The organism is Geobacillus sp. FJAT-46040 (assembly GCF_002335725.1).
Classification (GTDB): Bacteria; Bacillota; Bacilli; order Bacillales; family Anoxybacillaceae; genus Geobacillus; species Geobacillus thermoleovorans.
The window spans coordinates 786,857-812,117 of record NZ_NISS01000001.1 but is presented as its reverse complement, the minus strand read 5'-3'; the positions used below and the strand labels follow the sequence as shown (position 1 = coordinate 812,117).

The following is a 25,261-nucleotide window of genomic DNA, read 5'->3' as shown; positions in this document are numbered from 1 at the left end:
TATGATAGGGGATTTCACCAAAGCTTGCAAACATCGGCGCTTGCTCGCCTCACACCCAGCCGCGGAACCGGCACGCTTCCGCCATTTTGCGGACGCCGACCATGTAGGCGGCAAGGCGCATGTCGACGCGGCGCGTCTGCGCCATTTCATACACGTTGTTGAACGCTTTGACCATCACTTTTTCAAGCCGCTGTTCCACTTCTTCTTCCGTCCAATAGTAACCTTGGTTGTTTTGCACCCATTCGAAGTACGACACAGTCACGCCCCCAGCGCTTGCAAGCACGTCCGGAACGAGCAAAATGCCGCGCTGCGTCAAAATTTCCGTCGCCTCAAGCGTCGTCGGCCCGTTCGCCGCCTCGACGACGATGCTCGCCTTAATGCGCGGAGCGTTTTCGGCCGTAATTTGGTTTTCGATGGCCGCCGGCACCAAAATATCGCAATCGAGCTCAAGCAGCTCTTGATTCGAAATCGTATTTTTAAACAGCTTCGTCACCGTGCCAAAGCTGTCGCGCCGTTCAAGCAAATAGTCGATGTCGAGCCCGTTCGGGTCGTACAGCGCGCCGTACACATCGGAAATGCCGACGACTTTCGCCCCGGCGTCGTGCATAAATTTGGCCAAATAGCTGCCGGCGTTGCCGAACCCTTGAACGACGACGCGCGCTCCCTTGAGCGACAAGCCGCGTTTTTTCGCCGCCTCGCGGATGCAAATGGTCACTCCTTTGGCCGTCGCTGTTTCCCGGCCGTGCGAACCGCCGAGGACAAGCGGCTTCCCGGTGATAAACCCTGGCGAATCAAACTCGCGAATTCGGCTGTACTCATCCATCATCCACGCCATAATTTGCGAGTTCGTAAACACATCCGGCGCCGGAATGTCTTTTGTCGGTCCGACGATTTGGCTGATGGCGCGCACGTAGCCGCGGCTTAGCCGCTCGAGCTCGCGGAACGACATCGTGCGCGGGTCGCAGACGATGCCGCCTTTGCCGCCGCCGTATGGCAAGTCAACGATGCCGCACTTTAAGCTCATCCAAATCGACAGCGCTTTCACTTCTCGTTCCGTCACATCAGGATGGAAACGCACGCCGCCTTTCGTCGGACCGACCGCATCGTTATGCTGCGCGCGGTAGCCGGTAAAAATTTTCACCGACCCGTCGTCCATGCGCACCGGAATGCGGACTGTCAACACGCGGATCGGCTCTTTTAACAGCTCATACACTTCTTCCGGGTAGCCGAGCTTTTCCAACGCTCTATGTATAACAATTTGTGTCGACGCCAGCACGTCGTATTGTTGTTCTTTCTCTTCCGTATGCTTATCGGCTGCCATACGTAAACCTCCTATAAGCTCGCTATAATAATTTGTCGCCTTTCATGTCATAGTATACACCTTCTGTGGCCGGATGCAAAGGAAAAATGGCGAAGCGGCGTCGAACAGTTGGCGCAAAAAAATAGACTCCTTGTCCATTTCAAGGAGCCTTTCGATACCTTTAATTGGCGCGGAAATAACGAACGAGCTGTTCGATCGCGCGGCGTTCAATCAGCCGCTTCCCATATTCTTGCACACGATGTATCGTTATCGTAGCCGGGTTGCCAAACTCGGCCAGCAAGGCGACAAAGTTGTCGAGCGGAATTGGGGGCTCTTCGGGAACATGCAAGTAAAAGCGGCCTTGATAGGAATAAAGCGTGCCGTCGAGGCAGCCGACCGCATGCAGGCGATGAGCGAGCTGGATGACATCTTCAAACGTTTGGAATTCGTAAAATATGTCATCGCTCTCATCGAGCGTTACTTGCATTTCGATATAATCGTCGGCGAATTCTTCTTCCATGTCGTCGTAGTCGCCTTCGTTCGTAACGATAACGACCATGCCCTGCGCCGGTAAAGAGTACACTTCGACCGCGATCGATCCGTTCACTTCAAAACCGAGCTCTTCGCTTGCTTCCTCGATCATATCGCGGAACAGCTGATGGACTTTAAACGTATCTTTCCATAAATCGTCTTTCGTCAACCCGCGGTCCAGCAAATCGTCAAACGTCAGGAAAATTTTGATTTTGTTGTGGGTCAAGCGCTCAAGACGCATCGGCACCCCTCCTTACCTACAGAGCCATCTCTTACCGTTATTGTATGACGCAAGCGGCAATTGGTTCGTTTGTTGTTATTAATGAGTTTACATCGTTTTCCCCGTTTTAGACAAGCATTTTTTCTCGGTTGCTCCCCGATCAGCATACTTCCTCCTGTCATGGCCAGCGATGCGGCATCGTCTGGCGGCTTCTCAACGTCATCATACCATAAAAAAAGGAAAAAACGAAAAAAAGCGCCGCCAGCCGCCAATGGAACTGAAACGCCCAATAAAAATGGCCGAGCGCCGCCAAGCTGAGCAACCATTGGCCTAAGCGGAGCCGCCGGCCGGACAACAGGCGCACCGTCCCGGTTACAGCGATGCTAAGAAGCGCCCCGTTGGCAGCGACGCCGAGCAAAAAACAAGCAAAAGCAAGCCATGTTCGAAACGGGGAAAACAACAGCTGCGTCAAAAACAAGGTTGGGGAAAACGGCTCAAGGGGCGGAAGCCAGCGAAAAAACAAATACGTGCACAAGACAGCGACAAAGGCGATCATCCATAGGCGGCCCATTTTTTCCTCCTTATTATTGCCATGATTCGCCATGACAAACAGGCATGAACGGTACTGCTCTATCATAATATAGACTGAACTTTGCCAAAAAAGGAGGAGCGCAACCATAAAAAGGTTTTCTAAGCCAGCAGCTGAGCGGAACCCCCGCTCAACTTTGTTCATAATAAAGATTGATGCCATACTCCCGCTTCATCCATTCAAACAGCCGATGGCGCCCGTTCCACTGTTCTTGGTCCTGCCATAAATCGATGCTTTTTTGAATGATCTCACAGCGGAGGGCGTGAAAATCGTCTTCCGCCTTTTCGCTTTTTCCTTTGTAGTAGACGGCTGCCCAATAAACGGTGCTTAAAAGAAGCAGAATCAACACATGGGCAGGCGCAGCGAAAAACCAGGCGATCCGCTCTCCCCACGTCCCGAAAGCCGCCGCCTTGGCCAAAAGATAAAGCAGGAAAACGGCCAAACCGGAAAACGCGGCCGCCTGCAAGAGCAACGTCCGCTTTTCAAGCCGCTCCCATTTTTTCTTTTTTTCGATGACGGCCATCAACATTTCCTTCGCCACTTCATCGAGGGGAAATTCATCTGGAAAATGGACCATCTCCTCTCCCCCTTGTCCTGTTTTTATTGTCCATCATATGCCGCAGAAGGCAGCATTAGAACAAAGAAAGGGGAGCGGCAGACAATGCTTTGTTTCGCTCAATGGTTTTCGTCAAGCGGAATGCGCAGCGTTTGCCCTGGCTGAAGGCGGCCCGTCGACAAGCCGTTTTCCTTTTTAATGAGATCGATCGCATCAGGCGTGCCGTAATATTTCATGGCGATGCTGTAGAGCGTCTCATTGGCTGCGACGACATGGGTGATGATTTTTCCTTGTTCATCATCGGTCTTCTTTTCCCGGCCGCCGACGCTTCCTCGGTCGGCGGCGCTCTTCTGCTTCGATTTGGCCGCCTGTTCTGTCCTCTTGACTTCGTCGTCTTGAATAATGCGCACCGTCTCGCGGCCGCTTTGATCTTCATGACGAACGACTGTGACCGTGTCGGACTTCGATTGGACATGGTGGATGGCCAGCACGACTGCCGGCAACGCCAAAAACAAGAACACGAGCAGGCGGGCCGGGACGTATTTTCGCTTTTGTTCTTCTTTTTCCCTCCGCCGTTTGATGCGCGAGGACGGCGCGCTCTCATCGATCCGCAAGCGCCGCCCAGCTCGGCGCTCCTGTGTTCCTTTCATCGCTTCACCCCTTCCTCCCGCTGCAACCGAATATGCAAAGCGAGCACCACATCGATCAAAAAGTGGGCGACAACCGTCACCCATAAACTCCCGGTCTGTTCGTAAAGCGCACCGAGAAACAAACTGATGAGCACAACCATCAGAAACAAAAACCATTTTTCCAAATAGCGCACATGCAGCACAGCAAAAATGACGCTTGCCGCTCCAAGCCCCCAATGCGTCTGCACAACACCGCGAAACAGCCATTCTTCCGTCACAGCGATGAGCGCACATAAAAAAAAGAGATGCGGAATCGAGCGGCCGCGGAATATTTTTTCGTTCACCCCGCCGTCGTCATGCCAATCATCCGGCAAATAGCGCATGGCCAAAAAATCGACCGCCAGCACGAGCGCCGCCCCGCCCGCTCCGTATAGCAGCACATCGGTGAGATCGAACCGCCAAAGCCGGCGCCACTCCGCCCAATCGAACAAAAAGAGCGAACAGCCGCCGGCGGCAAGAAGCAGCAACCCTTGCGTTACATAAAGATGAAAAAGCAGCTCGCGCTCTGTCATCTGCCGGATTTGTTCACTTTGCCGTTTCATTCGTCCGCCCCCCGCCAAAAAGCATGTCCCACAACTCCTCGCGCCAATGGCGAACCGGCGCCTCCTCCGGACGGCGGACGGCTCGTTCATAGCCGTCAAGCGAAAGCCCGCAGCGATCGCAGCAGACATTCTGCTGATCCGTCAGCTCCTCGCCAAACGCGCGGACAAGCGCTTGACGCCGACACGAAGACAAGTGCACCCATTCATCCATTTCCTGCAGTTTTTTCCGCTTCCAACGCCGCCGCGCCTCGATGGCGGCTGCCATCCTGCCGTACAGCCGCTCTTTCGCCTCCGCTGTCAGCCAACCAGGCATCGCCCGTTGTTCCTGTTCTAAAAAATACGCCAACAGCCGCTTTTGTACGTCGGTGAATCCGGCAGCCTCGAGCGTCGCCATCGCCGCTTCCCATCCGGCTCCTTCCGGCAGCCGCCAACACCACTCACGCAGCTCGCGCGGACTTAACAGCTCGGCCTCCGCCACCGCCTGGGCCATGGCCCGGTCGCCGTCCGCATAAAATAACACAGCAAGACTTGGCGCTCCGTCGCGCCCCGCGCGCCCGATTTCCTGCACGTACGCCTCGAGCTGGGCCGGCATATGAAAATGAAGCACAAATCGGACGTTTTCTTTGTTCACGCCCATGCCGAATGCGCTTGTACAACATACGATGTCAAGCTGACCGTAGACAAATTGCTGCTGCACGAGCAGCCGTTGCTCCCCGTCCATGCCGGCATGGTAATAGGCGACCCGCCCCGCGCCGCACTGTTCGAGCCGGCGCACCATCTCTTCCGCCCATTGACGGCTCGAAAAATAAATGATTCCCGGGCCTTCGAGACGCTTGGCATAATCGGCCAAGCGCGCCGCTTTGTCCTCCGTTGATGAACAATGCTCCACGCACAAGGCGATGTTCGGACGATCGACGGAATGAATATGGCGGCGGGCGCCATCCATCCCGAGCGTGCGAATAATATCCTCCTGCACCTCGGGCGGCGCCGTCGCCGTCAACGCCAAACACGGCGGGGCCCCGAGCGCGCGCCGGATCTCCCCAAGCTTTAAAAAGTCCGGGCGAAAGTCATATCCCCATTGAGAAATGCAGTGCGCTTCATCGACGACAAAAAGCGAAATGCATACGCGCCGAAGCGCCGTTAAAAATTTTGCCGACTGCAGCATCTCCGGCGACGCGTAAATAAAGCGAAACTCCGCAAGCGAAGCGAGCGCCTGCCATTTTTCTTCGGCATCAAGCAGGCTGTGAAAAGCAATCACTCGCTTTTCCCCGCGCCGGCGCAACTGCTCGACTTGGTCCTCCATGAGCGACACAAGCGGCGAAACGATCAGCACACTGCCTTGAAGCAAATACGCTGGCAGCTGATAGCAAAGCGACTTGCCGCTTCCGGTCGGCAGCATCGCCAGCACGTCGCGCCCAGCAAGCACATCTTCCGCCACTTCCCGCTGACCCGGGCGGAATGAAGCATGTCCGAACTTCATGCGCAGCGTTTTCGTCAACTCGTCCAACGTCCCACTTCCTTTGCCAACACGAGCCGAATTTCGAAATAGCTGACTTTGCCATCAAGCGCCTCGCGAATCTCTTTCAATTTCCTCGTCCTAAGCGCCTGCGCCGCCGCTCGAATGGCCGCCGCCTTTTCATCGTCGACAAACGGGGCGATCGAAAAACCGGACACATTGGCAGCGATTTCGACAACGTGATCCTCAATCGTGCTTCGCTTCAAGCGGCGAATCTTGGAAATATCTTCTATCGTTTTTCCTTTCCGCAGCCATTCGTACGTTTTTTGCGCCGATTGTGTCAGCACCGCCGGCGTCAGTCCGCTCATCAATTCGGCCATCATCGGAACGCGTCCAGCCTCAGCTTCCGCCATGATGTAATGAAGCACGTTGCGGAATTGAAACTGCACGTAGAGCGCGTCCTTTTGCAAATAGGCCGCGATTTGCTCCATCGTCCAGCCGATGCGGACCGCGCTCGTCAAACGCAGCGTAAAGATCACCGCCGCCTCTTCCGAAACCGCTTCAAGCAGCCGGATGAGCTCTTGATACAGCGTCTCGGCCAACATCTGGCTCGATCCTTTTGCAAGCAAATATTGCTTCACCCATTGAAGCGTCCGCTCGTCGCGGCAAATCGGTGCAAAACGCCGCCCATAGACGAGGTTTGACAATGTCTGCCCGATCAAGGAAAGACGCTGCCAAAACAGCGGTTCCGCCTCATGATAGCGCCAGCCGTTCAGATGGCGGGGGAAAAGCGCTGCTTGCTCGGCAAGCCATTCTTCCCCTGCCGCGGTCAACGTGTATGTCCGCTGTTTCGCGGATAAAGCGAGTCGCTGTTCGACAAGCGCCATTGCCGCTTCCTCGAGCGCCGCCATCGTCACATTCTTCCATGTGCCAAACAGCGGCTCAAGCTGAAACCATTTGCTGTCTTGGAGCGTCTGCGCCGATTTTTTTCCCGAAAATAAATGATACACCGCCGCCAGCGTCCGTTCGCCGTTGAAGCGGCGCAAGCAATGGGCGAGCAAAAATGAGGCATAGCCATGCCGCATCCTGCGTTCCTCCCTCGCCTCTATTGTAGCAAAAATCGCCCAACCGGTCGGCAGAAAAATCGATCGGTTGACAGTTCCGCCATATGATAACAAAACTAAATAAGATGCATATGTGTAAAAATACAAGAGAGCGATTTTTTTGTTGAAAAGCCGGCCGTACGGTCTTATTATTAAAAGTGAAAAGTTCATTTCCGAGCAGGCAACACGGAGATGGCCCGTCCGTTTCCAATAAACTTGGGGAGGTTCGATTTTTATGCCAAAGTATACGATTGTGGATAAAGAGACTTGCATCGCCTGCGGAGCTTGCGGCGCCGCCGCTCCCGACATTTACGACTACGACGAGGACGGCATTGCCTACGTCACCCTTGATGACAACCAAGGCATCGTCGAAGTGCCGGAGATTTTGATTGACGATATGATGGACGCCTTCGAAGGCTGTCCGACTGAATCGATCAAAGTTGCTGACGAGCCGTTTGACGGCGATCCGAATAAATTCGACTGACATTCCCCCTCTTGCCTTGCCGGCAAGAGGGTTTTTTGATGCAAGCGTGAAATCACAAGTGGCGCATCTTGAACGAACGTGCTACAATAAGATTGGCTTGTCCGCCGCGCCTGCTGGGTGGACAAGTTTTCATGTATACATAACCAACAAAGGAGGAACGGGTTATGGCATTCGAAAATAAAATTGTCGAAGCGTTTATCGAAATTCCAACTGGGAGCCAAAACAAATACGAATTCGACAAAGAACGGGGCATTTTCAAGCTCGACCGCGTCTTATATTCACCGATGTTTTATCCGGCTGAATACGGCTATTTGCAAAATACGTTGGCGCTGGATGGCGACCCGCTCGACATTTTGGTCATCACGACAAACCCGACGTTCCCGGGCTGCGTCATCGACACGCGCGTCATCGGCTATTTGAACATGGTCGACAGCGGCGAAGAAGATGCGAAATTGATCGGCGTTCCGGTCGAAGATCCGCGCTTTGACGAAGTGAGATCGATTGAAGACCTCCCGCAGCACAAACTGAAAGAAATCGCCCACTTCTTTGAACGCTACAAAGACTTGCAAGGGAAACGGACGGAAATCGGCACATGGGAGGGGCCGGAAGCAGCCGCCAAATTGATCGACGAATGCATCGCCCGCTACAACGAACAGAAAAACAAGTAATCCGTCCAACATCTCATTTCACCAGACGCCGTTTTTCTATTTCCGAACAATTTTGCCCATGTCGTTTGATATGGGCGCTTTTCTTTTTCAAACCCCGAACATTCCTGCTCAAAAAAACGTTTTCATTGGTATGACTTCTTTTTCCCCATTGACAGAAACCGCTTTCGCATGTTAAATTATCAGAAATTTAACATCCTTGAAACAGAAAGGGGCACCCACTGTGTTTCGCGTACTCGTTTCCGACGCCATCAGTGAAGAAGGTTTGGCACCGCTCTGCGCATCGGCGCAGATCGACATCGTGCAAAAGAAAACAACCGAAGCGGAAGAGGAATTGCACACCTTTGACGCTTTGCTCGTGCGCAGCGCCACCAAAGTGACGGAAGAACTATTGGAAAAAATGCCGAACTTAAAAATTATCGGCCGCGCCGGGGTGGGCGTCGACAACATTGATGTCGATGCAGCGACGAAACGCGGCATCGTCGTCATTAACGCGCCAAACGGCAATACGATTTCGGCCGCTGAGCATACCTTTGCCATGATGGCCGCCCTCGTCCGACGCATCCCGCAGGCGCACATTTCCGTCAAATCGAGGGAGTGGAACCGCTCGGCGTTTGTCGGCAACGAGCTGTTTGGCAAAAAATTGGGCATCATCGGCTTCGGCCGCATCGGCTCGGAAGTCGCCAAACGGGCGCGCGCCTTTGGCATGAGCGTGCACGTGTACGACCCATTTTTAACGAAAGAACGCGCCGAAAAACTCGGCGTCTCGATTCACTCGCTTGACGAAGTGCTGGCCGTGGCTGACATCATCACCGTTCATACGCCGCTCACGAAAGAAACGCGCGGGTTGCTTGGCACGGAAAACTTGGCGAAAACGAAAAAGGGCGTCTATTTGATCAACTGCGCCCGCGGCGGCATCATCGACGAACAGGCGCTCATCCCGTTCTTGGAAAGCGGGCATGTCGCCGGCGTCGCCCTCGACGTCTTTGAACAAGAGCCGCCAGGGGATCATCCGCTTTTAGCGTTTGACAATGTGATCGTCACGCCGCATTTAGGGGCGTCGACCGTCGAAGCGCAGCTGAACGTCGCCACCCAAGTCGCGGAAGAGCTGCTCCACTTTTTTGAAGGGCGGCCCGTCACCTCATCGATCAACTTGCCGGCGTTGTCGAAAGACGTCTATGAAAAAATTCAAGCATTCTATCATTTAGGCCGGAAGCTCGGCTTGATTGCATCGCAGTTTATGAACATCCCGGTGCAAGAGCTGTCGGTCACCTACGCCGGCACGGTCGCTGATCTGGAGACGACGTACATCACCCGCAGCCTGCTCGCCGGCTTCCTGCGGCCGCGCGTCGCCTCAACCGTCAACGAGGTGAACGCCGCCATGGTCGCCAAAGAGCGCGGCATCACATACGGCGAAAAATTTTCCGATGAAACGCACGGCTATGCGAACTGCATTTCGCTCACCGTCCATGGCGAAAACAAAACGTTCACCATCAAAGGGACGCACGTGCCGAACTACGGCGACCGCATCGTCCATTTTGACGGCGTCGCCATCGACTTTGCCCCGGAAGGCCATCTCCTGTATATCCAGCACCAAGACCGGCCGGGGATGATCGGCAAAGTCGGGAACGTGCTTGGGGCGCACGATGTCAACATCGCCACCATGCAAGTCGGCCGCCAAGAAGCGGGGGGCAAGGCGATGATGATCTTATCGCTTGACAAACCGGTTGATGATGAGGTATTGCAGGCGTTGGCGCAAATTGATGACATCGAAACGGTGAAGCGGCTCGAAGCGTAACCACCCGCTTCTGCGGGCAGATCATACAAAAAACGCAGGCCTTCCCAGAAAGGAGCCTGCGTTTTTCGTTCGAGCAAGCCCCACAGCAGCCCATTCGCATCGTATAGTTCCCTCTTGCGAAAAGGCGATGATCATGACCCAAAAGGTTGTTTTTCCTTAAACCAAACACAATGCATCGTTTCTTCATGATTGTTTTACGCCTACATACTAAGAAAGGGGGCTGACCCAAAACGCGAATGCGTTTTGGGATCAGCCCCCACTTTTTTGCCTCAAATATAGAAGAATCGCCCTTTTTTCTGGTAGAATAGAGTCACCAAAACCACTACCACCGAAAGAAGGGCGATTCTTTTATGAAACATGATCATATTTCCTTTAAAGAGTATACCATGGACAACCTCTCTTTGCCAAGCAACATCGCCGATCTCATTCCACGGGATAACATGGCCCACGTGGTTCATGAGATGGTTGAACGCATCCCGATGGAGACGTTTCTTGCTTACTACAAAGGAGGGGGCGCCTCCGCCTATCATCCGAAAATGATGACCAAAATCCTCCTTTACGCTTACACCCAAAAAATGTATCATGGCCGTGAGATTGCACGGCAGCTCGAAGTCCACCTTCCCCTCATGTGGCTAAGTGGATTTCAAAAGCCGGACTTCCGCTCCATCAATCGGTTTCGTTCGGAGCGGATGAAAGACCTGATTGACGACCTGTTCCGGGAAATGATCACGCTGCTCGTGGCCGACGGCTATGTCAAGATGGAAGATTATTTTGTGGATGGAACGAAAATTGAAGCGAATGCCAACCGGTACACCTTCGTTTGGCGCAAATCGGCTGAGAAGTACCAGGAGAAACTCCAAGCCAATGTCGATCGGCTGATTGCCCAGATCGAGGCGATCGTGGAAGAAGAAAAGGCGGAAGACATCGACCCTTCGCCGGCCTTTACGTCAGAAGAAATCCGAAAGAAAACCGAGGAGTGGGAAAAACGGTTGGAGGCCGAGCCGGACAACCAACCGTTGAAGAAGGCCATCAAGAAGATGAAGGAGGACTACTTGCCCCGCAGTGAAAAGTATGAACACCAACTCCATGTATGCGGGGATCGCAACAGCTATTCCAAGACCGATGTGGATGCCACCTTCATGCGGTTGAAGGAGGATCACATGCGAAACGGCCAGCTCAAGCCGGCCTATAACGTACAGGTGGGTTCTTCCGGCCAATTTATTTTGGGGTATTCCCTTCATCAGAGGCCGGGCGACACTCGTTGTCTTCTCCCGCATTTGGAGACCGTTCGAGAGAAGTACGGCGTGGAACCCGAACGTTTGATCGCTGACGCGGCTTATGGCTCGGAAGAGAACTACGTGAAGCTGGAAGAGAAGCACATATCGGCCTTGATCAAGTACCATACGTATGAGAAGGAGAACACGCGCAAGGTCAAGAAAAATCCGCATCATCAGCAGAATTGGACCTATGTGGAAGAAGAAGACGTTTGGATTTGCGCCAATGGGAAAAAGCTGGTTCGCACCGGAACTTCGAAACAGACCACGGAATCAGGATACACCTCGGTCACCCGACACTACCAATGCCATGAATGCGAAGGATGTCCGTTCCGTTCGGCCTGCACGACTTCCAAGTATGGACGAACCACGCAATGGAACCCCGTCTATCATGAACAAAAACAGAAAGCCCGCGAACGGTTGGAGAGTGAAGAAGGGCAAGCCCGATACCGCCAACGCCAAACCGACATTGAGAGTGCATTTGGGCAAATCAAACAAAATCGCGGGTTTCGTCGCTTTGTCCTGCGAGGCCTCCAAAAAGTTTCCATCGAATGGGGGCTGGTTTGTGCTGCCCACAATCTTCTCAAAAAAGCCGCTAGGGACAAGCAATTGTCCTTGGTGGCGTAAATGAGGGGGAGAACAGAGTCGGAATTTTGTTCCGTTTGGTAAAATATACAAAAACCAGAGAGGGCTGACTCCAAAAGTCCGCTTTTTGGCGGACTTTTGGGTCAGCCCCCTCGTGTTTTGTCAGTTCCGTTCAGCCGAGCGGCACCGCCTTCCGCTCCCCTTTCGAGAACGTCATCAGCTCGGTGTAGCCGACACTGCGGGCGAGTTCCACCGCCTTGTCAAAATCGGCGCCGACATGCTCAGGCACGTGCGCGTCGGACGACAACACAATCGGAATGCCTTTGTCATAGCACATTTGGAGCAGGCGCGGATCCGGATACAGTTCGCCAACCGGCTTGCGCAGCCCGGCGGTGCTGATTTCGACGCACGTTTTCGAATTGGCGAGCGCTGTTGTCGCCCGGTCGTATTGTTCAAGCAAAAATTCCTCATCTTCCGGGACGTATTTAAAAATTTTCACCAAATCGAGGTGGCCGATAATGTCAAACAAATTCGACTCGGCGAGCGTCACGACTTGATCGAAATATTTGCGGTATGTATCGTACAAATCGCGCCGTTCCCACTCGTGGCGATATTCGGCTAAGTCGATGCCGAAATCGTCGACCCAATGGATCGAACCGATGACATAGTCAAACTCGTATGAGCGGATAAAGGCGGCCATTTCCTCGTGTTTGCCCGGCGTATAATCCATTTCGATCGACATTTTCACATCGAGGCCCGCATCCCACGCTTCGTGGAACAGCCGGACATAATCGTCCATATCGTAGCAGCGGCGCGCGTCGACCCACGGGTTGGACAAAATGTTTTTCGTTTGGTAAAAATGGTACGCGTGCTCGGAAATGCCGAAATGCTGGATGCCTTTTTTGACTGCTGCATCCGTGAACTGGCGCAAATAATCAAGCGTCAACGCCCCTCGTTCCAAATGGTTATGATAATCGGTCAACATCGGTGTTTCTCCTCTCCTGCTGTTTTTCTCATTATAACGCATTACCGCAAGAAAGGACAACCGTTTTGCGAATATTCATCCAATCATCCGTTGGCGCCGACAAGAAACAACAGTCCGACGCATACCGCCACACCAGCCACCGCCAAGAGGCGTCTCATCACATCGCCCATTTCCATCCCTCCTTGCCTATGTCGCACCATATATGTCTTATGTCAAAACGAACGCCGATAGAACGGCCTCGCGTCGACATTACCAAAAATGCAACAAAATGATACCGTCTAAAAACCGCTAAGAGCTCACGCTGGCGGCTACGGGCCGGTTGCCAGCAACGCGGCGTTCGGTCCGGCCGGCACGTTGATCGGTTTCCCAAGCGGATACGGGCCAAGAGTCGATAACCCGCTCGATTCGAATGTGACGTCAAGCAGCCCAAACTCTTTCGCCGTCAGCAGCACGGCCTCCGCCATGCTCGCCGCTTCTTCCGCGCTTGGCCGAGCGGACAAATGAAGCCGGACCGTAGCATGGCGCGCATCGACATCGACCGAATCAACTTCCACCCCTGGTGGAATGGCCGGCTCAAGCCCGTGGATCGTCGATTTTTTCATCTGCTGCAGCGCCTCAGGAAACGAGCGGGCGCTGCCTAGCGCCGGGATGAGCACCGGATAGCCGAAGGAGGAGGAGCGGTTTTGATAATACATTCGCTTCTGCTCATTGATTTTTGTCGTTTTTAGACGACCCAACACTGGCAAATCGAGCCCCTCCTCCTCCCCAGTGAAAAAGCGGATGCTTCGCCCGCCCATCTGCCGCACTGTTTCCATGACCGCGTCGAAAAAGAGGCGCTGTTCCTCATGGCTGGCGGCAAACACGCGATGGCTCGCTGGAACGCGAACAACCCATACGCGCCCATCGCCTGCCGCCGGGGCCATCTTCACACCGTCGAGCCACGCGGACGCCTCACGCAACGGGGAACGGGCAAGCTCACCGAGCGCCGCGGACAGCCGTTCTTTCGGCGCAAAACGGCCAGGAAGGGGAACAACCACTGGCACCACTTGGCCGATTCGCTCATCGGGCAAGGCAATCACCACTGCATTCGCCGGTTCGCTGGCGGCCATCATCGCTTTTGGGTGAGAGGAAGCGCCATCCGCCTCTAGCGTCTGAACAGGGGATGAGGAAGCCTCGTTTTTGTCCGAACGTGTTGGAACGATAAAATGCGGACCGGCATAAACCGCCAATGCAAGCACGGCCGCCGATGCAACCGCTGGGAGCCAACGCCGCTTCCAGCGCGCCATCCGCTGAGCGCGCACCAGCCGGACATACACTTCTTCTTTCGTGCGCCGGTCTTTGATGACGGGCAACTGTTCAAGGCCATGTTCAATGCATCGCTCATTCCAATTGAGCTTTTTCACACCGCCACCCCTCCTGTTTTGCCTCTTCCTCCATATATTGCTTGAGCGCCTTTAGTGCGCGGTGCTGCGTTGTTTTCACTTTACTTTCCGTCCAGCCGAGCGCTTCCGCCGTTTCCGCGATCGACAGCGACTGGATGAATCGAAGGACGAGCACAAGCCGCTGATCAACCGTGCAGCGCGCCAAACCACGGTACATAAGCTGAATCTCCTCTTTTTGAATCGCCATTTCCTCAGGAATCGGCTCGTCGGCGCCGATTTGTTCCTCGCTCCATTCCGCCGAACCAGCCCATTGGCGTCGGCGTTTTTGCTTGCGGAAAAAATCAATGGCCACATGGCGCGCAATGGACAGCAGCCACGTTTTTTCGCTGCACTGCCCTTTAAATCGTTTGTATGAGCGCAGCACTCTGACGTACACTTCCTGAACCAAATCTTCGGCCTGCTCTCGATTCCGCACCATGTAGAATAAAAAATTAAACAAATCATGATGGTACTTTTCATACAACTGTTCAAAGACGGGGTCCATCGCTTCTCTCCCCCTATCTCCTCCATGGACCACGACAAAAAAATCCCATTATCTTCATGATAACGGGTCCGAGCGAAAAAGGGAATGATTTTTTCACCAAAAGCAGCCGGCTTTTACCACTCGACGTGCAGTGGAAAAAAGAGAGAGCCGGCTTGCTTTTTGATTTCACGTTCGCCATCTGGATCATAACTGACAAGCACCGACGTCGCCGGGCCGCCGGAGGAAAAGAGCGGAAGCGGGCATGCGCAGGCCCGCCCTTGGCGGCCGTTAGCGGCTAACAGCTGTGTCCATTCGTGATAAATACCTTTCGAGCCGATGGGAATCAATTCGTAAATGTATGGTGTGCGGAGAAGCGCGGCAAACAGCGGAAGCGGCGCAACCCATTCCGGATGCGAAAGCACGGCCGAGCCGACGAGAGGACGGCCGATGACGGCAAACTTCGCCTCTTCGGGCGTGATGCCAATTCGTTTCCGTTCGTTGGCCACCGTCCCGATGGCCGTCACTCCAAGCGCCGACTGCACGGTGGGAAAATTCGATTCCGTGCTGCCGGTGATCGGGAGATCGATCCCCAGCTCGCGGCACGTTCTCCTGACACCGCGGCAAAGAGCTTCCCACCGGTCATCAGCGATGAAGTTTTGCAGCACGACGACCCTCGCTTCCGCTCCGACGCTCAACAGCTCCATCAAGGCAACGCGGGCGGAAAAATACGCAACAACATCCACCGAGACGGACACCGCATCGCCCGGCTTGTCCCCGACCGCCGCCGAACCGTCGGCCGCAACGGCGAGCTCCATGCCGTCGACAAACGGAAGGAAAAGCACATCACGCATGCGGCGCCTCCACCCCCGCTTTCGCCGCCAACCGGACGACAACCGGCATGACGGCCAAAGCGATCAACACGTTGACCGCCGCGGCTGCCGAAAGCGGCGGAATGACGGCAAAAACAAACGGCCAGCCGAACGAAACGGCAAGCGGCAACGGCGCCAAAAACGCATTGCCGATGAAAAAGACGACAGCGCTGCCGATTTTCCATCCCCGCCGATGCAGCACGGCGAACAGGGCGCCAAGCCCCGCCATTTCAAGAGCGACAAACCAATGAACTGGGCCGAGCGGAAAACCGCCGATCAACGCCGAAACCAAATGCCCAAGCCCAGCGACCGCCGCTCCGGCGCGCGGGCCAAGAACCCCGGCGGCGACAAGCGCCGGTGCGCTGTCCAAAGCGATGCTGCCGACAAACGTCGGCAGCTTGATGAACGATCCGATCGCCGAAAGCGCCAAACAAACGGCCGTCCAAGCCAAGCGGCGGTTCATTGTTTCTCCTCCTTGTCGCGGAACACAATCGCGCTCCGTTCATACTCGATGTCCTTCACCCCTAAACGCGCGTTCACGACCCGGGCAACGGCGAACAAATAATCGGACAGGCGGTTCATATATTTGAGCACAACATCGTTGATCGGCTCCGCTTTTTGCAAGGAAACGATGCACCGCTCCGCCCGTCTTGCCACCGTACGCGCCATATGGAGCGCCGCAGCCGCCTTGGAGCCGCCCGGCAAAATGAATTTTTGCAATGGCGGCGCTTCTTGCACGTGCGCATCAATGCGCTCTTCTAAAAATGTGACCATCGCCTCGGTCACCTTATACGGAAGCTTGCCGTTGACGATGGCCAGGTCGCCGCCGCAGTCAAACAGCTCGTGCTGGATTTTTTGCAGCTCAGCGCAAAGGTCGCGAAACCGTTCATCGCCGGCCAATAACGCAAGCGCCCATCCGATGAACGAATTCGCCTCGTCAATCGTTCCGTACGCCTCGACGCGCAAATGGTCTTTGTCCACGCGCCCGCCGACTAAACTCGTTTTCCCTTGGTCTCCTGTTCGCGTATACAATTTCACTGTTCCTCTCCCCCTTATTTCAATTGCTCCGCCAGTCCGCACCAAAGCCGGTCGACGCGGCAGCACAAGGAAGCTAGTCGCTGGTAGCACATTCCCACGGCGTCGCGCCAGCGCCGCTCTTGCGGATCAACCGGAACAACGCCTTGCGTCACATCGGTGCCGATCCAAACGACCGTGCGGTTAGGCGCTGCCGCTTCCCACCGCTGCCAAGCGCGGAAATAGGATTCCCACTCGTCTGGGTCCGGACGGGGGCGGATGGCGGCTTCCAACCCGTCAAAGACGACCGTTTTTGCCGTTTCGATGCCATCCGGCGGCCTATACGGCTCCACATAACCGTTATGCCATACAATATGAACTCCATCATTTATTCCATACCGTTCCCTCACCCATTTTCGTTTTCCTTGAAACGCACCACCGATAACGAAATGCACCGCTCTCCCCCTTTCCAACGCTCGATCGTCGATTCCAATGTATATCCGCCGGCAAATGGCACCTCCCATTCCCAAAACGAACGAGCATCGGGCGCATACTGCTCGAGCAGGAGGCGAATCGGGCCGCCATGGGTGATGACAGCCACATGACGGGCGCCCGCCCGCTCAGCGAAAGCAATCGTCTCCGCAAGCGCCTGTTTGATGCGCGCTTGAAAGTCGGCATAACGCTCCCCGCCGGGCGGCGCCGCAGAAAAGGGCGACGCAAGCCATTGGCGGTAGGCGGGCTCCGCTTCCAGCTCAGCAAACGTTTTTCCTTCCCAAGCGCCAAAGTGAAGCTCGCGCCAACGGCTGGTGCACCAATCTGCCCCGCGTCCGCCAAACAGCAAGGCGGCCGTTTCTCGACAGCGGTGAAGGTCGCTTGTAACCATGCAGTCGACCGGATACGGCCGCTCAAGCTGCAAGCGGCACAACCGATTGCGCTCCGCGGCCGCAAGCGGCGCGTCCGTCCAGCCGATATACGCCCGACGTCGGTTTTGTTCCGTCATCCCATGACGGATGAGTGTAAGAGCCAAATGACGCCCCATAGCACCGTCTCTCCTCCTTCGATCAGCGCGCCGAGCACATCACCGGTGATGCCGCCAAACTGTTTTTCCGCCCACGGCTTTGCCGCCGCCGCCAAAACGACAGCCGCTGCAGCCAGCGCCGCCCCTGTTTGCACCGAAATGGCGGTGGATGCACAAAGAAGCGAAAGCAATACAAAAGCGAGTCCAAGCGCCCAAATGGCATCACGCCATGAACTATATTCGCGAAGCGATGCAGCCATTCCTGTCGGCTTTGCCAGCTTGCCGACGGAAAGAAGCCAGGCAGCCCCGGCCCGCGACAACAGCGGAACGGCGGCGAACAGCGCCGGCGGAATGCCTGCCTGGAGCGATTCGTACAGAAACAGCCAACGAAATGACAACAAACAAATAAGCGACAACACCGCAAACGCGCCGACGCGCGGATCGGACATGATCTCTTGCCGCCGCTTGACGTCGCGGTACGAAAAAAACGCGTCGCTCACATCCATAAAGCCGTCAGCGTGCATCCCCCCGGCCATCCAAATGCCGAGCCAAAGAAGAAGAAGCGCCCAAACAAGCGGCGAGCTGAATGAAAACGTGGAAAAGAGTGCATACACTCCGGCCGAAAGCGCCCCGATCAGCGCCCCCGCAAGCGGCATACAGCGCACGAGCCAGCGGACATGGGCGGCGTTCCATGCGATCGAGCGCCGAATCGGGATCGTGGTAAACAGCTGCAGCGCCAACAACCATCCGTTCCATGCTTGCTTCATCCCGGCCACCGCCCTTTTTTCACGCGGAGAAGGCCGCATTCAACGACCGCGGCGGCCGCCGCTTCCGCGACCAACTGTTGGTGAAGCAAGCCAAGCGTTTTCATGTAGCGAAATGTGCCAGGATCATCCGGAACACCCCCGGCAAACAGCTCGTTCGATACAATCACGACCGCACGGCAGGCATCCGCCCACGCCCGCACTTCATCGAGCATGCGGCAAGCAACAGCTTGAGCGGTTGCGTCTGTTTTCCAATTTTCACCAAAGAACAGCTCGTGGGCGAGCCATGTGGTCAAGCAATCAAGCAGAACAACATCATCAGGGTGCAAGGAAGCGGCAATCTCCTGAGAAGAGAACGGGGCTTCCCACACTGTCCAATGCGCGGCCTGCGCCGCGCGCCGCTCTTGATGACGGCGGATGCGCTCCGTCATTTCTTCATCCATTGCCTGCGCGGTGGCGATATAGTGAAGCCGACCGCCGCGAGAAAGCCGGATGGCGCATATTTCCGCCGCTTCACTTTTTCCGCTGCGCGCGGCGCCGCTGACAAACACCATCATCCGCTCCACCTCGCAAGCGCTTCAAGAAGCCGATCGTTTTCCACCTGCGTTTTGACCGCAAGCCGCACGTAACGTCCGTCCAGTCCAGGAAAATTCATTGTATGCCGCGGGACGATTCCTTGCTGCAATAAATAGAAAAACAAATCCTCTGTCCGTCCGGAGAGCGGACGCAGCAAGTAAAAATTGACGACCGACGGCGAGACGGCATACCGGCCGGCCGGCAGCGACCGAAACACGCGCTCCCGCTCGGCGGCGATCCGTTCTTTCGTCCACTTGACAAACGATTCCATCGCCATGAAACGAAGCGCCAATTGTTGGGCGATGCAGTTTGTGCTCCATGGCGGCTGATGCGTTTTCAGCGAAGCGATCACCGCCTCGTCGGCAGCGACATAACCAAGGCGCACGCCGGCCAGATGATGAATTTTCGTCAACGATCGAAGCACAATGAGGCGCGGATAGCGATCCAGCCAACGCATGGCTGTAAATCCGCCGCGCCAAAACGGATAGAACGCCTCATCCACCACGATATACGTCCCCGCTTGGTCCGCTGCAGCGACGAGCGAGCGGAGATCACGCTCCGGCATCACGGTTCCGGTCGGATTGTTCGGATGACAGAAAAAAACCGCGTCGCATTCCGACGCCCATGCCGCCGCTTGGTCAATGTCGTACGAAAAACCGCGGCTTTCCTCTGCCAGCAAAGACTTGACTTCGCATCCGTAAGCAAGGCAGGCGCGCCGATACTCGGAAAACGTCGGCTCCAAGATGCCGACGCGCCGGCCGGCAAGCAGCGCGGCCAACAAATAAATCGCCTCCGCTGCCCCGTTCGTCACCAGCACTTGTCCGGGTCGAATCTGCTCCTGCTTGGCAACGAGCTCCCTGAGCGCCTTCGCTTCCGAATCCGGATACTCACCGGCCCAGCGAATCCATTCCTCGCCGTTCGGCCAAGCCGACGGCGGCAGGCGATATGGGTTCGTATTGACGCTGAAATCAATGTATTCGTCTGGAGGGGCCAATCCGCATTGCTCATACAACGCGAGCGGATTCGCCCCATGCGCTGGCCAACGCAACGATCATCCCCCCGATCCATACCAGCAATAACGTAAAGGCGAGCACCGTTCTGATCATGATGCCGACCGCCTGGCGAATATGAACCGAGCGCAGCGGAACATCGGGATCGCCGAGTGTCGGCCGCTCAGAGACGACGCCGCCATATGTATTCGTCCCGCCCAGCTGCACCCCAAGCAATCCAGCCATCGCCGCCTCGGGCCAGCCGCTGTTCGGGCTTGGGTGGCGGCGGGCATCGCGAAATAAGATCGACAGCGCCAAACGAAGGCGGCGGCCGCCGCAAACCAACACCATCACGAGCGCCGTCAGCCGCGCCGGAATGTAGTTGAGCGCATCGTCCAGCCGGGCGGCCGCCCAGCCAAATTCGCGATACGTTTCATTTTTATAGCCGAGCATCGAATCGCACGTGTTCACTGCCCGGTACAGCATGGCAAGCGGCGCGCCGCCCAAGGCCGCGTAAAAGAGCGGAGCCGTGATGCCGTCGCTCGTATTTTCCGCCACCGTTTCGACGCAGGCGCGGGTGATGCTGGCCTCATCGAGCCGCTCGGTGTCGCGGCCAACGATCATCGACAGCGCCCGCCGCGCCTCGGGAAGATCGCCCGCTTCAAGCGGCCGGCGCACATCCTCAGCCGCTTCAGCGAGGCTTTTGGTCGCAATGGTGGTGAAAATGAGGGCCGCCTCGATCGCCACCCCCACGTATACGGACAGCGCGTAGCCCACATAAACGACCAACGCCGATACCCCGTAAACAGCGGCCAACACGACCGCCGCGGCCGCCGCCCCTTTCGCCCGCCGCTTTGTTCCTTGATTCCAGCGGCGGTCAAGCCACGCAATCAGCGTTCCCATCCCGCGCACAGGGTGCGGCAGCCAGCGCGGATCGCCCACGAGGGCATCGAGAAACAGCGCCAACGTCAATGCGGCCAAATGGGTCATCGCCGTTTCCTCCGCTTCTCCCAGCGGCCAAGCGCCTCAACTGTTGCCTCATACACAAGCCGGCCGAGCGCCCGGCCAAGCTCCGTCGCCGTTCCGGCATAGGCAAAGACCTGCCCGGTTTGCGTCGCCGCCACGGCGAGCGAATCGGTCGACGTGCCGGTGGCAAGCGTCCCTGTTTCCAGGTCGCAAACCGAACAGTCGGCGAGCGCTTTTACCTTCGCTTCCGTCGCTGTCATCATCGCCTGGACAAACGCCGCTTCCGTCAGCACTCCGTCAATGACAATCACCATATTGATCGTTCCCGGCCTTGCCGCAAGCGGCTTATGCTGCCACGCCCGAGCGGCATCAACCGCATTGCCGACGCCAGCGGTCGTCATGATTGCAACCGAAAACGCTTCCCCTTCTTTCTGAAGCCAAACGGCATCATGGACGTCAACCGCCGTCATCATGCCGATCGTTCGTTTCGGCGAAAACCCGTGCTGCTCCAAATAGCGGCGCATGTCTCCTTCCGCATCGCCGCAATCGTAATCCAACCCGACTTGGCGGTTGACAAAATGGGTCGCCCATTGAAACCCAGCGCCGATCAATGCCGAGGACAGGACGCGAAGCGGCTGGCAGGAGGCCAGAACAGCGGCGTCATCAAGAAAGGACAAACGCAGCCCGCCGGCCGACGATTCTTCTTGTTTCCCTTTCGGCACAAACGAAAACATCGGCTTTGCCGCCGCCGGATGAGCCAGACGCACAATCGGCGCGGCAAACACTTCCTCAAGCAGCGCCGGCGTCATCACATCTGTCGGCGTTCCAAGCGCCGCTGTTTTTCCTTCTTTTAACACAAGCACCCGGTCGCAATATAAGCTAGCGACGTTCATATCGTGAAAGACGGCGACGACCGTCAAATCGCGGGAGCGGGCAGCTTCCGCGAGCCGGTCCAAAAGCCGGACTTGGCCGCTCACATCCATATGGTTCGTCGGCTCATCCAGCAAGAGCAGCTGCGGCTTTTGGGCAAGCGCCCGCGCCAAATAGGCGCGCTGCCGCTCGCCGCCGCTTAGCCGCTCAAGCGGCTCATCGATTTTGTCAGCCAAGCCGACCGCACGAAGCGCTTCTTGAACCGCCGCTTCATCCTCTTTCGTCCACGTCGGAAACAAGCCGCGCTGATGGGCGTAGCGGCCGAGCGCCACCGTTTCTCTCACCGTATAGCCGGGCGCCGCCTCCGCCGTCTGCGGCAGGACAGCGGCAAACCGCGCCCATTGCTTCGCAGACAGCGCCAAAAGCGGCTGGCCATGAATCTTGATCTCACCGCTGGCAAGCGGAAGCTCTTTGCAAATGAGTTTCAGCAGCGTCGTTTTTCCGCTGCCGTTCGGCCCGACGATGCCAAACAGCTCCCCTTTTTCCACGGAAAACGTCACACGATCAAGCACTTGCTTTGGTCCATACCGATGCGATACGGCCCGCACCTCAAGCATCATCATCCCATCTTTCGCTTCATTTTTCGGAAAAACAAGACGGCAAATAGCGGGGCGCCGATCAGCGCGGTGATGACGCCGATCGGCAGTTCGCGCGGTTCAATGATCGTCCGCGCCGCCACATCGGCAAGCACAAGAAACGCACCGCCATACAAGAGAGACAGCGGCAGCAGCACCCGATAGTTTGGCCCGCACACAAGCCGAACCATATGCGGAACAACGAGCCCAACAAAACCGATCGTCCCGGACACCGACACCGCCGCGCCGGTGAGCAGCGCCGCCGCCGTCAAAATGATGACTTTTCGGCGCGTAACATCAACGCCGACATGAAGCGCCGCCGCCTCGCCAAAAGCAAACGCGTTCAACTCGCGGCCGTTGGCGAGAAGCACCGCCGCGCCGATGAGAAAAAACGGCAGCAACAGCCCGCTGTATTTCCAGCCGCGCATCGCGACGCTTCCCATCAGCCATGAGATGATTTGCCGCAATTCTTCCCCGGTCAACGCGATCATCAGTGAAATGAAGGCGCTGAAAAACGCGCCGAAGATAATGCCGGCTAAAATGATCGTCTCAACCGACAGCTGCGGCTCAACCGCGCGAGTGAACGCCAAAACGGCGACAAGCGTCGCCATGCCGCATAAAATGCTCACGATCGGCAGCGTGAACGTGCCAAAGAGCGGCCATTGCCAGCCAAGAAAGATGACGAGCACCGCCCCGACCGAGGCGCCGGACGAGACGCCGAGCGTGTACGGATCGGCGAGCGCATTTTTCAGCAACCCTTGGAACGCCGCGCCAGCCAGCGCCAATGACGCCCCGACCAAAAAAGCGAGCACGACGCGCGGCAAGCGGATCGCCATCACGATCGGCACCCAATCGGCCGGAATGTCAGACGGAAGCGGCATACCAAACCATTCGGACGCAAGAATGCGAACAATAGAAGAAAAGGGAATCGACAGCGATCCTGTCGATATCCCTACGAGCAACGATAACATGGCCGCCGTGACGGCCAATATATACATCCACGTTTTACTTGAACACATCCGGGTAAACGGCTTTGGCAAGTTCCTCGACCCCTTCGACAAGGCGCGGACCCGGGCGGCTTACTAAGTCGGTGTTGACGTCATACACCCGCTTGTTTTTCACCGCCGGCACGTCTTTCCAAGCAGCGCGCGCAAACACTTGCTTCGCTCCGCCGTATGTCGTGATGATCACATCCGGCTTATAGGCTACGGCTTTTTCTTCCGTCACCATCGGCCAGCCTTCCAAGCTGCCGGCGACGTTTTTCGCTGAAATCACTTGAAGCATCTCATCCATAAACGTCCCTTTGCCGGCCGTATACAGCTGCGGCGGCGGCGACACTTCAATCCAGACGTTCGCTTGTTTGTCCGCCGGGATTTGTTTCGCTTTTTCTTGAATTTGCGCAAGCTTCTCTTTCATCTCATCAATCACTTGCTTCGCTTTGTCCGACGCCCCGGTCGCTTTGCCGATCAATTCGATGGACGCATACACATCGTCGAACGACTTCGCGTCATTCACGACAAGCACGGTGATGCCGGCGTCTTTCAATTGCTTGAGGCCATCGCGCGAGTTATGGGCGCTTGACGCGTGGGCCAAGACAAGATCCGGTTTGAGCGAAATGATTTTCTCGACGTTGAATTCCATGCCGCCGATTTTCGTTTTCGTTTTGACGTCTTCCGGGTAATTGTCAAAATCGCTGACGCCGACGATCTTATCGCCCAACCCCAACGCATAGGCGATTTCCGTATTGCTTGGGATGAGCGAGACGATCTTTTTCGGTTCCGCTTTGATCGTGACATCCTCGCCAAGCCCGTCTTTCACCGTCACCGGAAACGCCGCTTGTTCCGTTTTCGGTTCTTCTTTTTTCGCTGGCTGGGCGTTGCTATTGGCTCCACCGCTGCAGCCGACCAGCACGGCGGCCAGAAGGAAGAACACTGCCACCACCGCCGGCCATGTCCAACGTTTCATCCGTCATTCCCCCTTCGATGATGTATGTACAACAAAAAAGCCCATTCCGTCCGAACGGGGAATGAGCGCGAAACAGACCGCCAATGGGCACAACAATGCCCTATGCGACTGTTTCCGCGTCTCACCCCCCGAAGATTCGGAAACTGCGGCAAGCAAGGCAGGTCTACTGGCTCATGCTTCATCCTACTCTGAAGCCTTCCCGTACGGAAAACAGCGCAAGCCATCCGTCCGTACAGTGGCGATTTCATTTCGTCCGCATTGACAGTTGCGGGGACAGCTCCGGATTCCCACCGGATTCCCTATTAAGCCTTTTCGGCGCCTTGCTGCGAATTGATTTAGTTATCGGATATGGACATTTTTATATTAAAGCAAGGCCTGGCATTTGACAACTGTGAATTTACAGTGGGCTGGCGGCAGGCGGTCATCGATCACTTTTGCGGTCAGGCAGCTCAGCTCCAGTGTCCGTGTTTTGTACGGAACGCCGCATGCGCCGTTGCATCGAGCTCCGCGATGTCAAATGCCGCCATGTTGCCTATTCATCGATTCCCACAAACCTCATCTTTTGAGTTTCTTCCGGCTGCGGAGAAACGTTCCTTTTCCATATGTCGCTAAAAAAATTAGGAAAGACGCCCCACCTCTGGCACGGCGTCTTTCCCCGATACAACCTTCATCTCGTCACTGTTGAATATATTTGTCAAACACAAAGCCAAAATCTTTGACTGTATAGTTCTTTTTCGCTTCCGTCAGCCAGCGAAAAGCGTATTCATTCACGGCTTGAAAATCCGCCGACACATTGGCGCCGTCACCGCGCATGTTGGCCAACACCTTGGCCGCCAGTTCCAAACTCCGCTCAGCATAGTGGAATTTCATTTCGTTTTCATGGCAAATCTCCGCAATGCTTTTCCAAGCCGCT

28 protein-coding genes and 1 riboswitch are annotated in these 25,261 nt (G+C 56.0%); of the genes, 4 read left to right on the top strand and 24 right to left on the bottom strand.

The annotated features are described in order from the left end of the window. Nucleotides 1-49: 49 nt before the first annotated feature. The 8 genes from CD000_RS04410 to CD000_RS04375 form a co-directional block, all read right to left on the bottom strand. Nucleotides 50-1,321, bottom strand: coding sequence for a Glu/Leu/Phe/Val family dehydrogenase (locus tag CD000_RS04410; RefSeq protein ID WP_011231719.1), 1,272 nt, complete (start codon nucleotides 1,319-1,321; stop codon nucleotides 50-52). Between the two features lie 160 nt (nucleotides 1,322-1,481). After that, on the bottom strand, nucleotides 1,482-2,072 hold the full coding sequence (locus CD000_RS04405) for a genetic competence negative regulator (protein WP_011231720.1): 591 nt from the start codon (nucleotides 2,070-2,072) through the stop codon (nucleotides 1,482-1,484). Nucleotides 2,073-2,229: 157 nt separating this feature from the next. Further along, the gene (locus tag CD000_RS04400; protein WP_096224977.1) at nucleotides 2,230-2,622 is read right to left on the bottom strand and encodes a hypothetical protein; all 393 of its coding nucleotides are present in this window, start codon (nucleotides 2,620-2,622) and stop codon (nucleotides 2,230-2,232) included. Nucleotides 2,623-2,770: 148 nt separating this feature from the next. After that, nucleotides 2,771-3,217 carry a YpbF family protein gene (locus CD000_RS04395; protein ID WP_011231724.1) on the bottom strand — a complete coding sequence of 149 codons (447 nt, stop codon included), beginning with the start codon at nucleotides 3,215-3,217 and terminating at the stop codon, nucleotides 2,771-2,773. 98 nt (nucleotides 3,218-3,315) lie between these two features. After that, nucleotides 3,316-3,846, bottom strand: coding sequence for a LysM peptidoglycan-binding domain-containing protein (locus CD000_RS04390; protein ID WP_011231725.1), 531 nt, complete (start codon nucleotides 3,844-3,846; stop codon nucleotides 3,316-3,318). Next, entirely contained in the window at nucleotides 3,843-4,427 is a 585-nt protein-coding gene (locus CD000_RS04385) for a CPBP family intramembrane glutamic endopeptidase (protein WP_011231726.1), read from the bottom strand. The genes CD000_RS04390 and CD000_RS04385 overlap by 4 nt, the downstream gene beginning before the upstream one ends. After that, nucleotides 4,411-5,934, bottom strand: a complete 1,524-nt coding sequence (locus tag CD000_RS04380) for a RecQ family ATP-dependent DNA helicase (protein WP_096224976.1) — start codon at nucleotides 5,932-5,934, stop codon at nucleotides 4,411-4,413. Before CD000_RS04380 ends, CD000_RS04385 begins: the two co-directional genes overlap by 17 nt. Next, nucleotides 5,922-6,968: a YpbB family protein gene (locus CD000_RS04375; protein WP_014196220.1), complete on the bottom strand. Its 1,047-nt coding sequence runs from the start codon at nucleotides 6,966-6,968 to the stop codon at nucleotides 5,922-5,924. The genes CD000_RS04380 and CD000_RS04375 overlap by 13 nt, the downstream gene beginning before the upstream one ends. Nucleotides 6,969-7,221: 253 nt before the next feature. Between CD000_RS04375 and CD000_RS04370 the strand changes: the two genes are divergently transcribed. The 4 genes from CD000_RS04370 (at nucleotide 7,222) to CD000_RS04355 (ending at nucleotide 11,834) form a co-directional block, all read left to right on the top strand. Further along, nucleotides 7,222-7,470, top strand: coding sequence for a ferredoxin (locus CD000_RS04370; protein ID WP_011231729.1), 249 nt, complete (start codon nucleotides 7,222-7,224; stop codon nucleotides 7,468-7,470). A gap of 164 nt (nucleotides 7,471-7,634) precedes the next feature. Further along, nucleotides 7,635-8,138, top strand: a complete 504-nt coding sequence (locus tag CD000_RS04365) for an inorganic diphosphatase (protein WP_011231730.1) — start codon at nucleotides 7,635-7,637, stop codon at nucleotides 8,136-8,138. A 220-nt stretch (nucleotides 8,139-8,358) separates the two neighbouring features. Continuing rightward, the gene (gene serA / locus CD000_RS04360) at nucleotides 8,359-9,933 is read left to right on the top strand and encodes a phosphoglycerate dehydrogenase (RefSeq protein WP_012820732.1); all 1,575 of its coding nucleotides are present in this window, start codon (nucleotides 8,359-8,361) and stop codon (nucleotides 9,931-9,933) included. A 350-nt stretch (nucleotides 9,934-10,283) separates the two neighbouring features. Beyond that, on the top strand, nucleotides 10,284-11,834 hold the full coding sequence (locus CD000_RS04355) for an IS1182 family transposase (protein ID WP_198962485.1): 1,551 nt from the start codon (nucleotides 10,284-10,286) through the stop codon (nucleotides 11,832-11,834). 130 nt (nucleotides 11,835-11,964) lie between these two features. Here CD000_RS04355 and CD000_RS04350 read toward each other — a convergent pair whose 3' ends face one another. From CD000_RS04350 to CD000_RS04275, 16 genes are all read right to left on the bottom strand, one after another. After that, the gene (locus CD000_RS04350) at nucleotides 11,965-12,777 is read right to left on the bottom strand and encodes a histidinol-phosphatase (protein WP_011231732.1); all 813 of its coding nucleotides are present in this window, start codon (nucleotides 12,775-12,777) and stop codon (nucleotides 11,965-11,967) included. Nucleotides 12,778-13,085: 308 nt separating this feature from the next. Beyond that, entirely contained in the window at nucleotides 13,086-14,180 is a 1,095-nt protein-coding gene (locus CD000_RS04345; protein WP_011231736.1) for a GerMN domain-containing protein, read from the bottom strand. Further along, nucleotides 14,158-14,703, bottom strand: a complete 546-nt coding sequence (sigX, locus tag CD000_RS04340; protein WP_011231737.1) for an RNA polymerase sigma factor SigX — start codon at nucleotides 14,701-14,703, stop codon at nucleotides 14,158-14,160. Before sigX ends, CD000_RS04345 begins: the two co-directional genes overlap by 23 nt. 113 nt (nucleotides 14,704-14,816) lie before the next feature. Beyond that, nucleotides 14,817-15,533 (bottom strand): AIR synthase family protein, encoded by a 717-nt coding sequence (locus CD000_RS04335; protein WP_096224975.1) that lies wholly within the window; start codon nucleotides 15,531-15,533, stop codon nucleotides 14,817-14,819. Beyond that, the gene (locus tag CD000_RS04330; RefSeq protein ID WP_011231739.1) at nucleotides 15,526-16,014 is read right to left on the bottom strand and encodes an ECF transporter S component; all 489 of its coding nucleotides are present in this window, start codon (nucleotides 16,012-16,014) and stop codon (nucleotides 15,526-15,528) included. The genes CD000_RS04335 and CD000_RS04330 overlap by 8 nt, the downstream gene beginning before the upstream one ends. Then, nucleotides 16,011-16,589, bottom strand: coding sequence for a cob(I)yrinic acid a,c-diamide adenosyltransferase (locus CD000_RS04325; RefSeq protein ID WP_096224974.1), 579 nt, complete (start codon nucleotides 16,587-16,589; stop codon nucleotides 16,011-16,013). The genes CD000_RS04330 and CD000_RS04325 overlap by 4 nt, the downstream gene beginning before the upstream one ends. Before the next feature lie 14 nt (nucleotides 16,590-16,603). Next, complete coding sequence (locus CD000_RS04320) at nucleotides 16,604-17,020, bottom strand: bifunctional adenosylcobinamide kinase/adenosylcobinamide-phosphate guanylyltransferase (RefSeq protein ID WP_011231741.1); 417 nt, start codon at nucleotides 17,018-17,020, stop codon at nucleotides 16,604-16,606. Then, nucleotides 16,972-17,604 carry a histidine phosphatase family protein gene (locus CD000_RS04315; RefSeq protein WP_014196225.1) on the bottom strand — a complete coding sequence of 211 codons (633 nt, stop codon included), beginning with the start codon at nucleotides 17,602-17,604 and terminating at the stop codon, nucleotides 16,972-16,974. Before CD000_RS04315 ends, CD000_RS04320 begins: the two co-directional genes overlap by 49 nt. Beyond that, nucleotides 17,562-18,350, bottom strand: a complete 789-nt coding sequence (locus tag CD000_RS04310) for an adenosylcobinamide-GDP ribazoletransferase (protein ID WP_096224973.1) — start codon at nucleotides 18,348-18,350, stop codon at nucleotides 17,562-17,564. The genes CD000_RS04315 and CD000_RS04310 overlap by 43 nt, the downstream gene beginning before the upstream one ends. Further along, on the bottom strand, nucleotides 18,347-18,904 hold the full coding sequence (locus tag CD000_RS04305) for a bifunctional adenosylcobinamide kinase/adenosylcobinamide-phosphate guanylyltransferase (RefSeq protein WP_011231744.1): 558 nt from the start codon (nucleotides 18,902-18,904) through the stop codon (nucleotides 18,347-18,349). Before CD000_RS04305 ends, CD000_RS04310 begins: the two co-directional genes overlap by 4 nt. Then, nucleotides 18,901-19,971: a threonine-phosphate decarboxylase CobD gene (cobD, locus tag CD000_RS04300; RefSeq protein WP_096224972.1), complete on the bottom strand. Its 1,071-nt coding sequence runs from the start codon at nucleotides 19,969-19,971 to the stop codon at nucleotides 18,901-18,903. The genes CD000_RS04305 and cobD overlap by 4 nt, the downstream gene beginning before the upstream one ends. After that, nucleotides 19,928-20,902, bottom strand: a complete 975-nt coding sequence (gene cbiB, locus CD000_RS04295; protein WP_096224971.1) for an adenosylcobinamide-phosphate synthase CbiB — start codon at nucleotides 20,900-20,902, stop codon at nucleotides 19,928-19,930. The genes cobD and cbiB overlap by 44 nt, the downstream gene beginning before the upstream one ends. Continuing rightward, the gene (locus CD000_RS04290; protein ID WP_096224970.1) at nucleotides 20,899-22,371 is read right to left on the bottom strand and encodes an adenosylcobinamide amidohydrolase; all 1,473 of its coding nucleotides are present in this window, start codon (nucleotides 22,369-22,371) and stop codon (nucleotides 20,899-20,901) included. The genes cbiB and CD000_RS04290 overlap by 4 nt, the downstream gene beginning before the upstream one ends. After that, nucleotides 22,368-23,423 carry a FecCD family ABC transporter permease gene (locus CD000_RS04285; protein WP_011231748.1) on the bottom strand — a complete coding sequence of 352 codons (1,056 nt, stop codon included), beginning with the start codon at nucleotides 23,421-23,423 and terminating at the stop codon, nucleotides 22,368-22,370. Before CD000_RS04285 ends, CD000_RS04290 begins: the two co-directional genes overlap by 4 nt. Then, a complete protein-coding gene (locus CD000_RS04280) occupies nucleotides 23,389-24,348 on the bottom strand; it encodes an ABC transporter substrate-binding protein (protein ID WP_011231749.1) in 960 nt (319 codons plus the stop codon). Before CD000_RS04280 ends, CD000_RS04285 begins: the two co-directional genes overlap by 35 nt. A 139-nt stretch (nucleotides 24,349-24,487) precedes the next feature. Beyond that, nucleotides 24,488-24,686: riboswitch (cobalamin riboswitch) on the bottom strand. 337 nt (nucleotides 24,687-25,023) lie between these two features. Further along, nucleotides 25,024-25,218 (bottom strand): YvbH-like oligomerization domain-containing protein, encoded by a 195-nt coding sequence (locus CD000_RS04275; protein WP_233130397.1) that lies wholly within the window; start codon nucleotides 25,216-25,218, stop codon nucleotides 25,024-25,026. Nucleotides 25,219-25,261 lie beyond the last annotated feature (43 nt).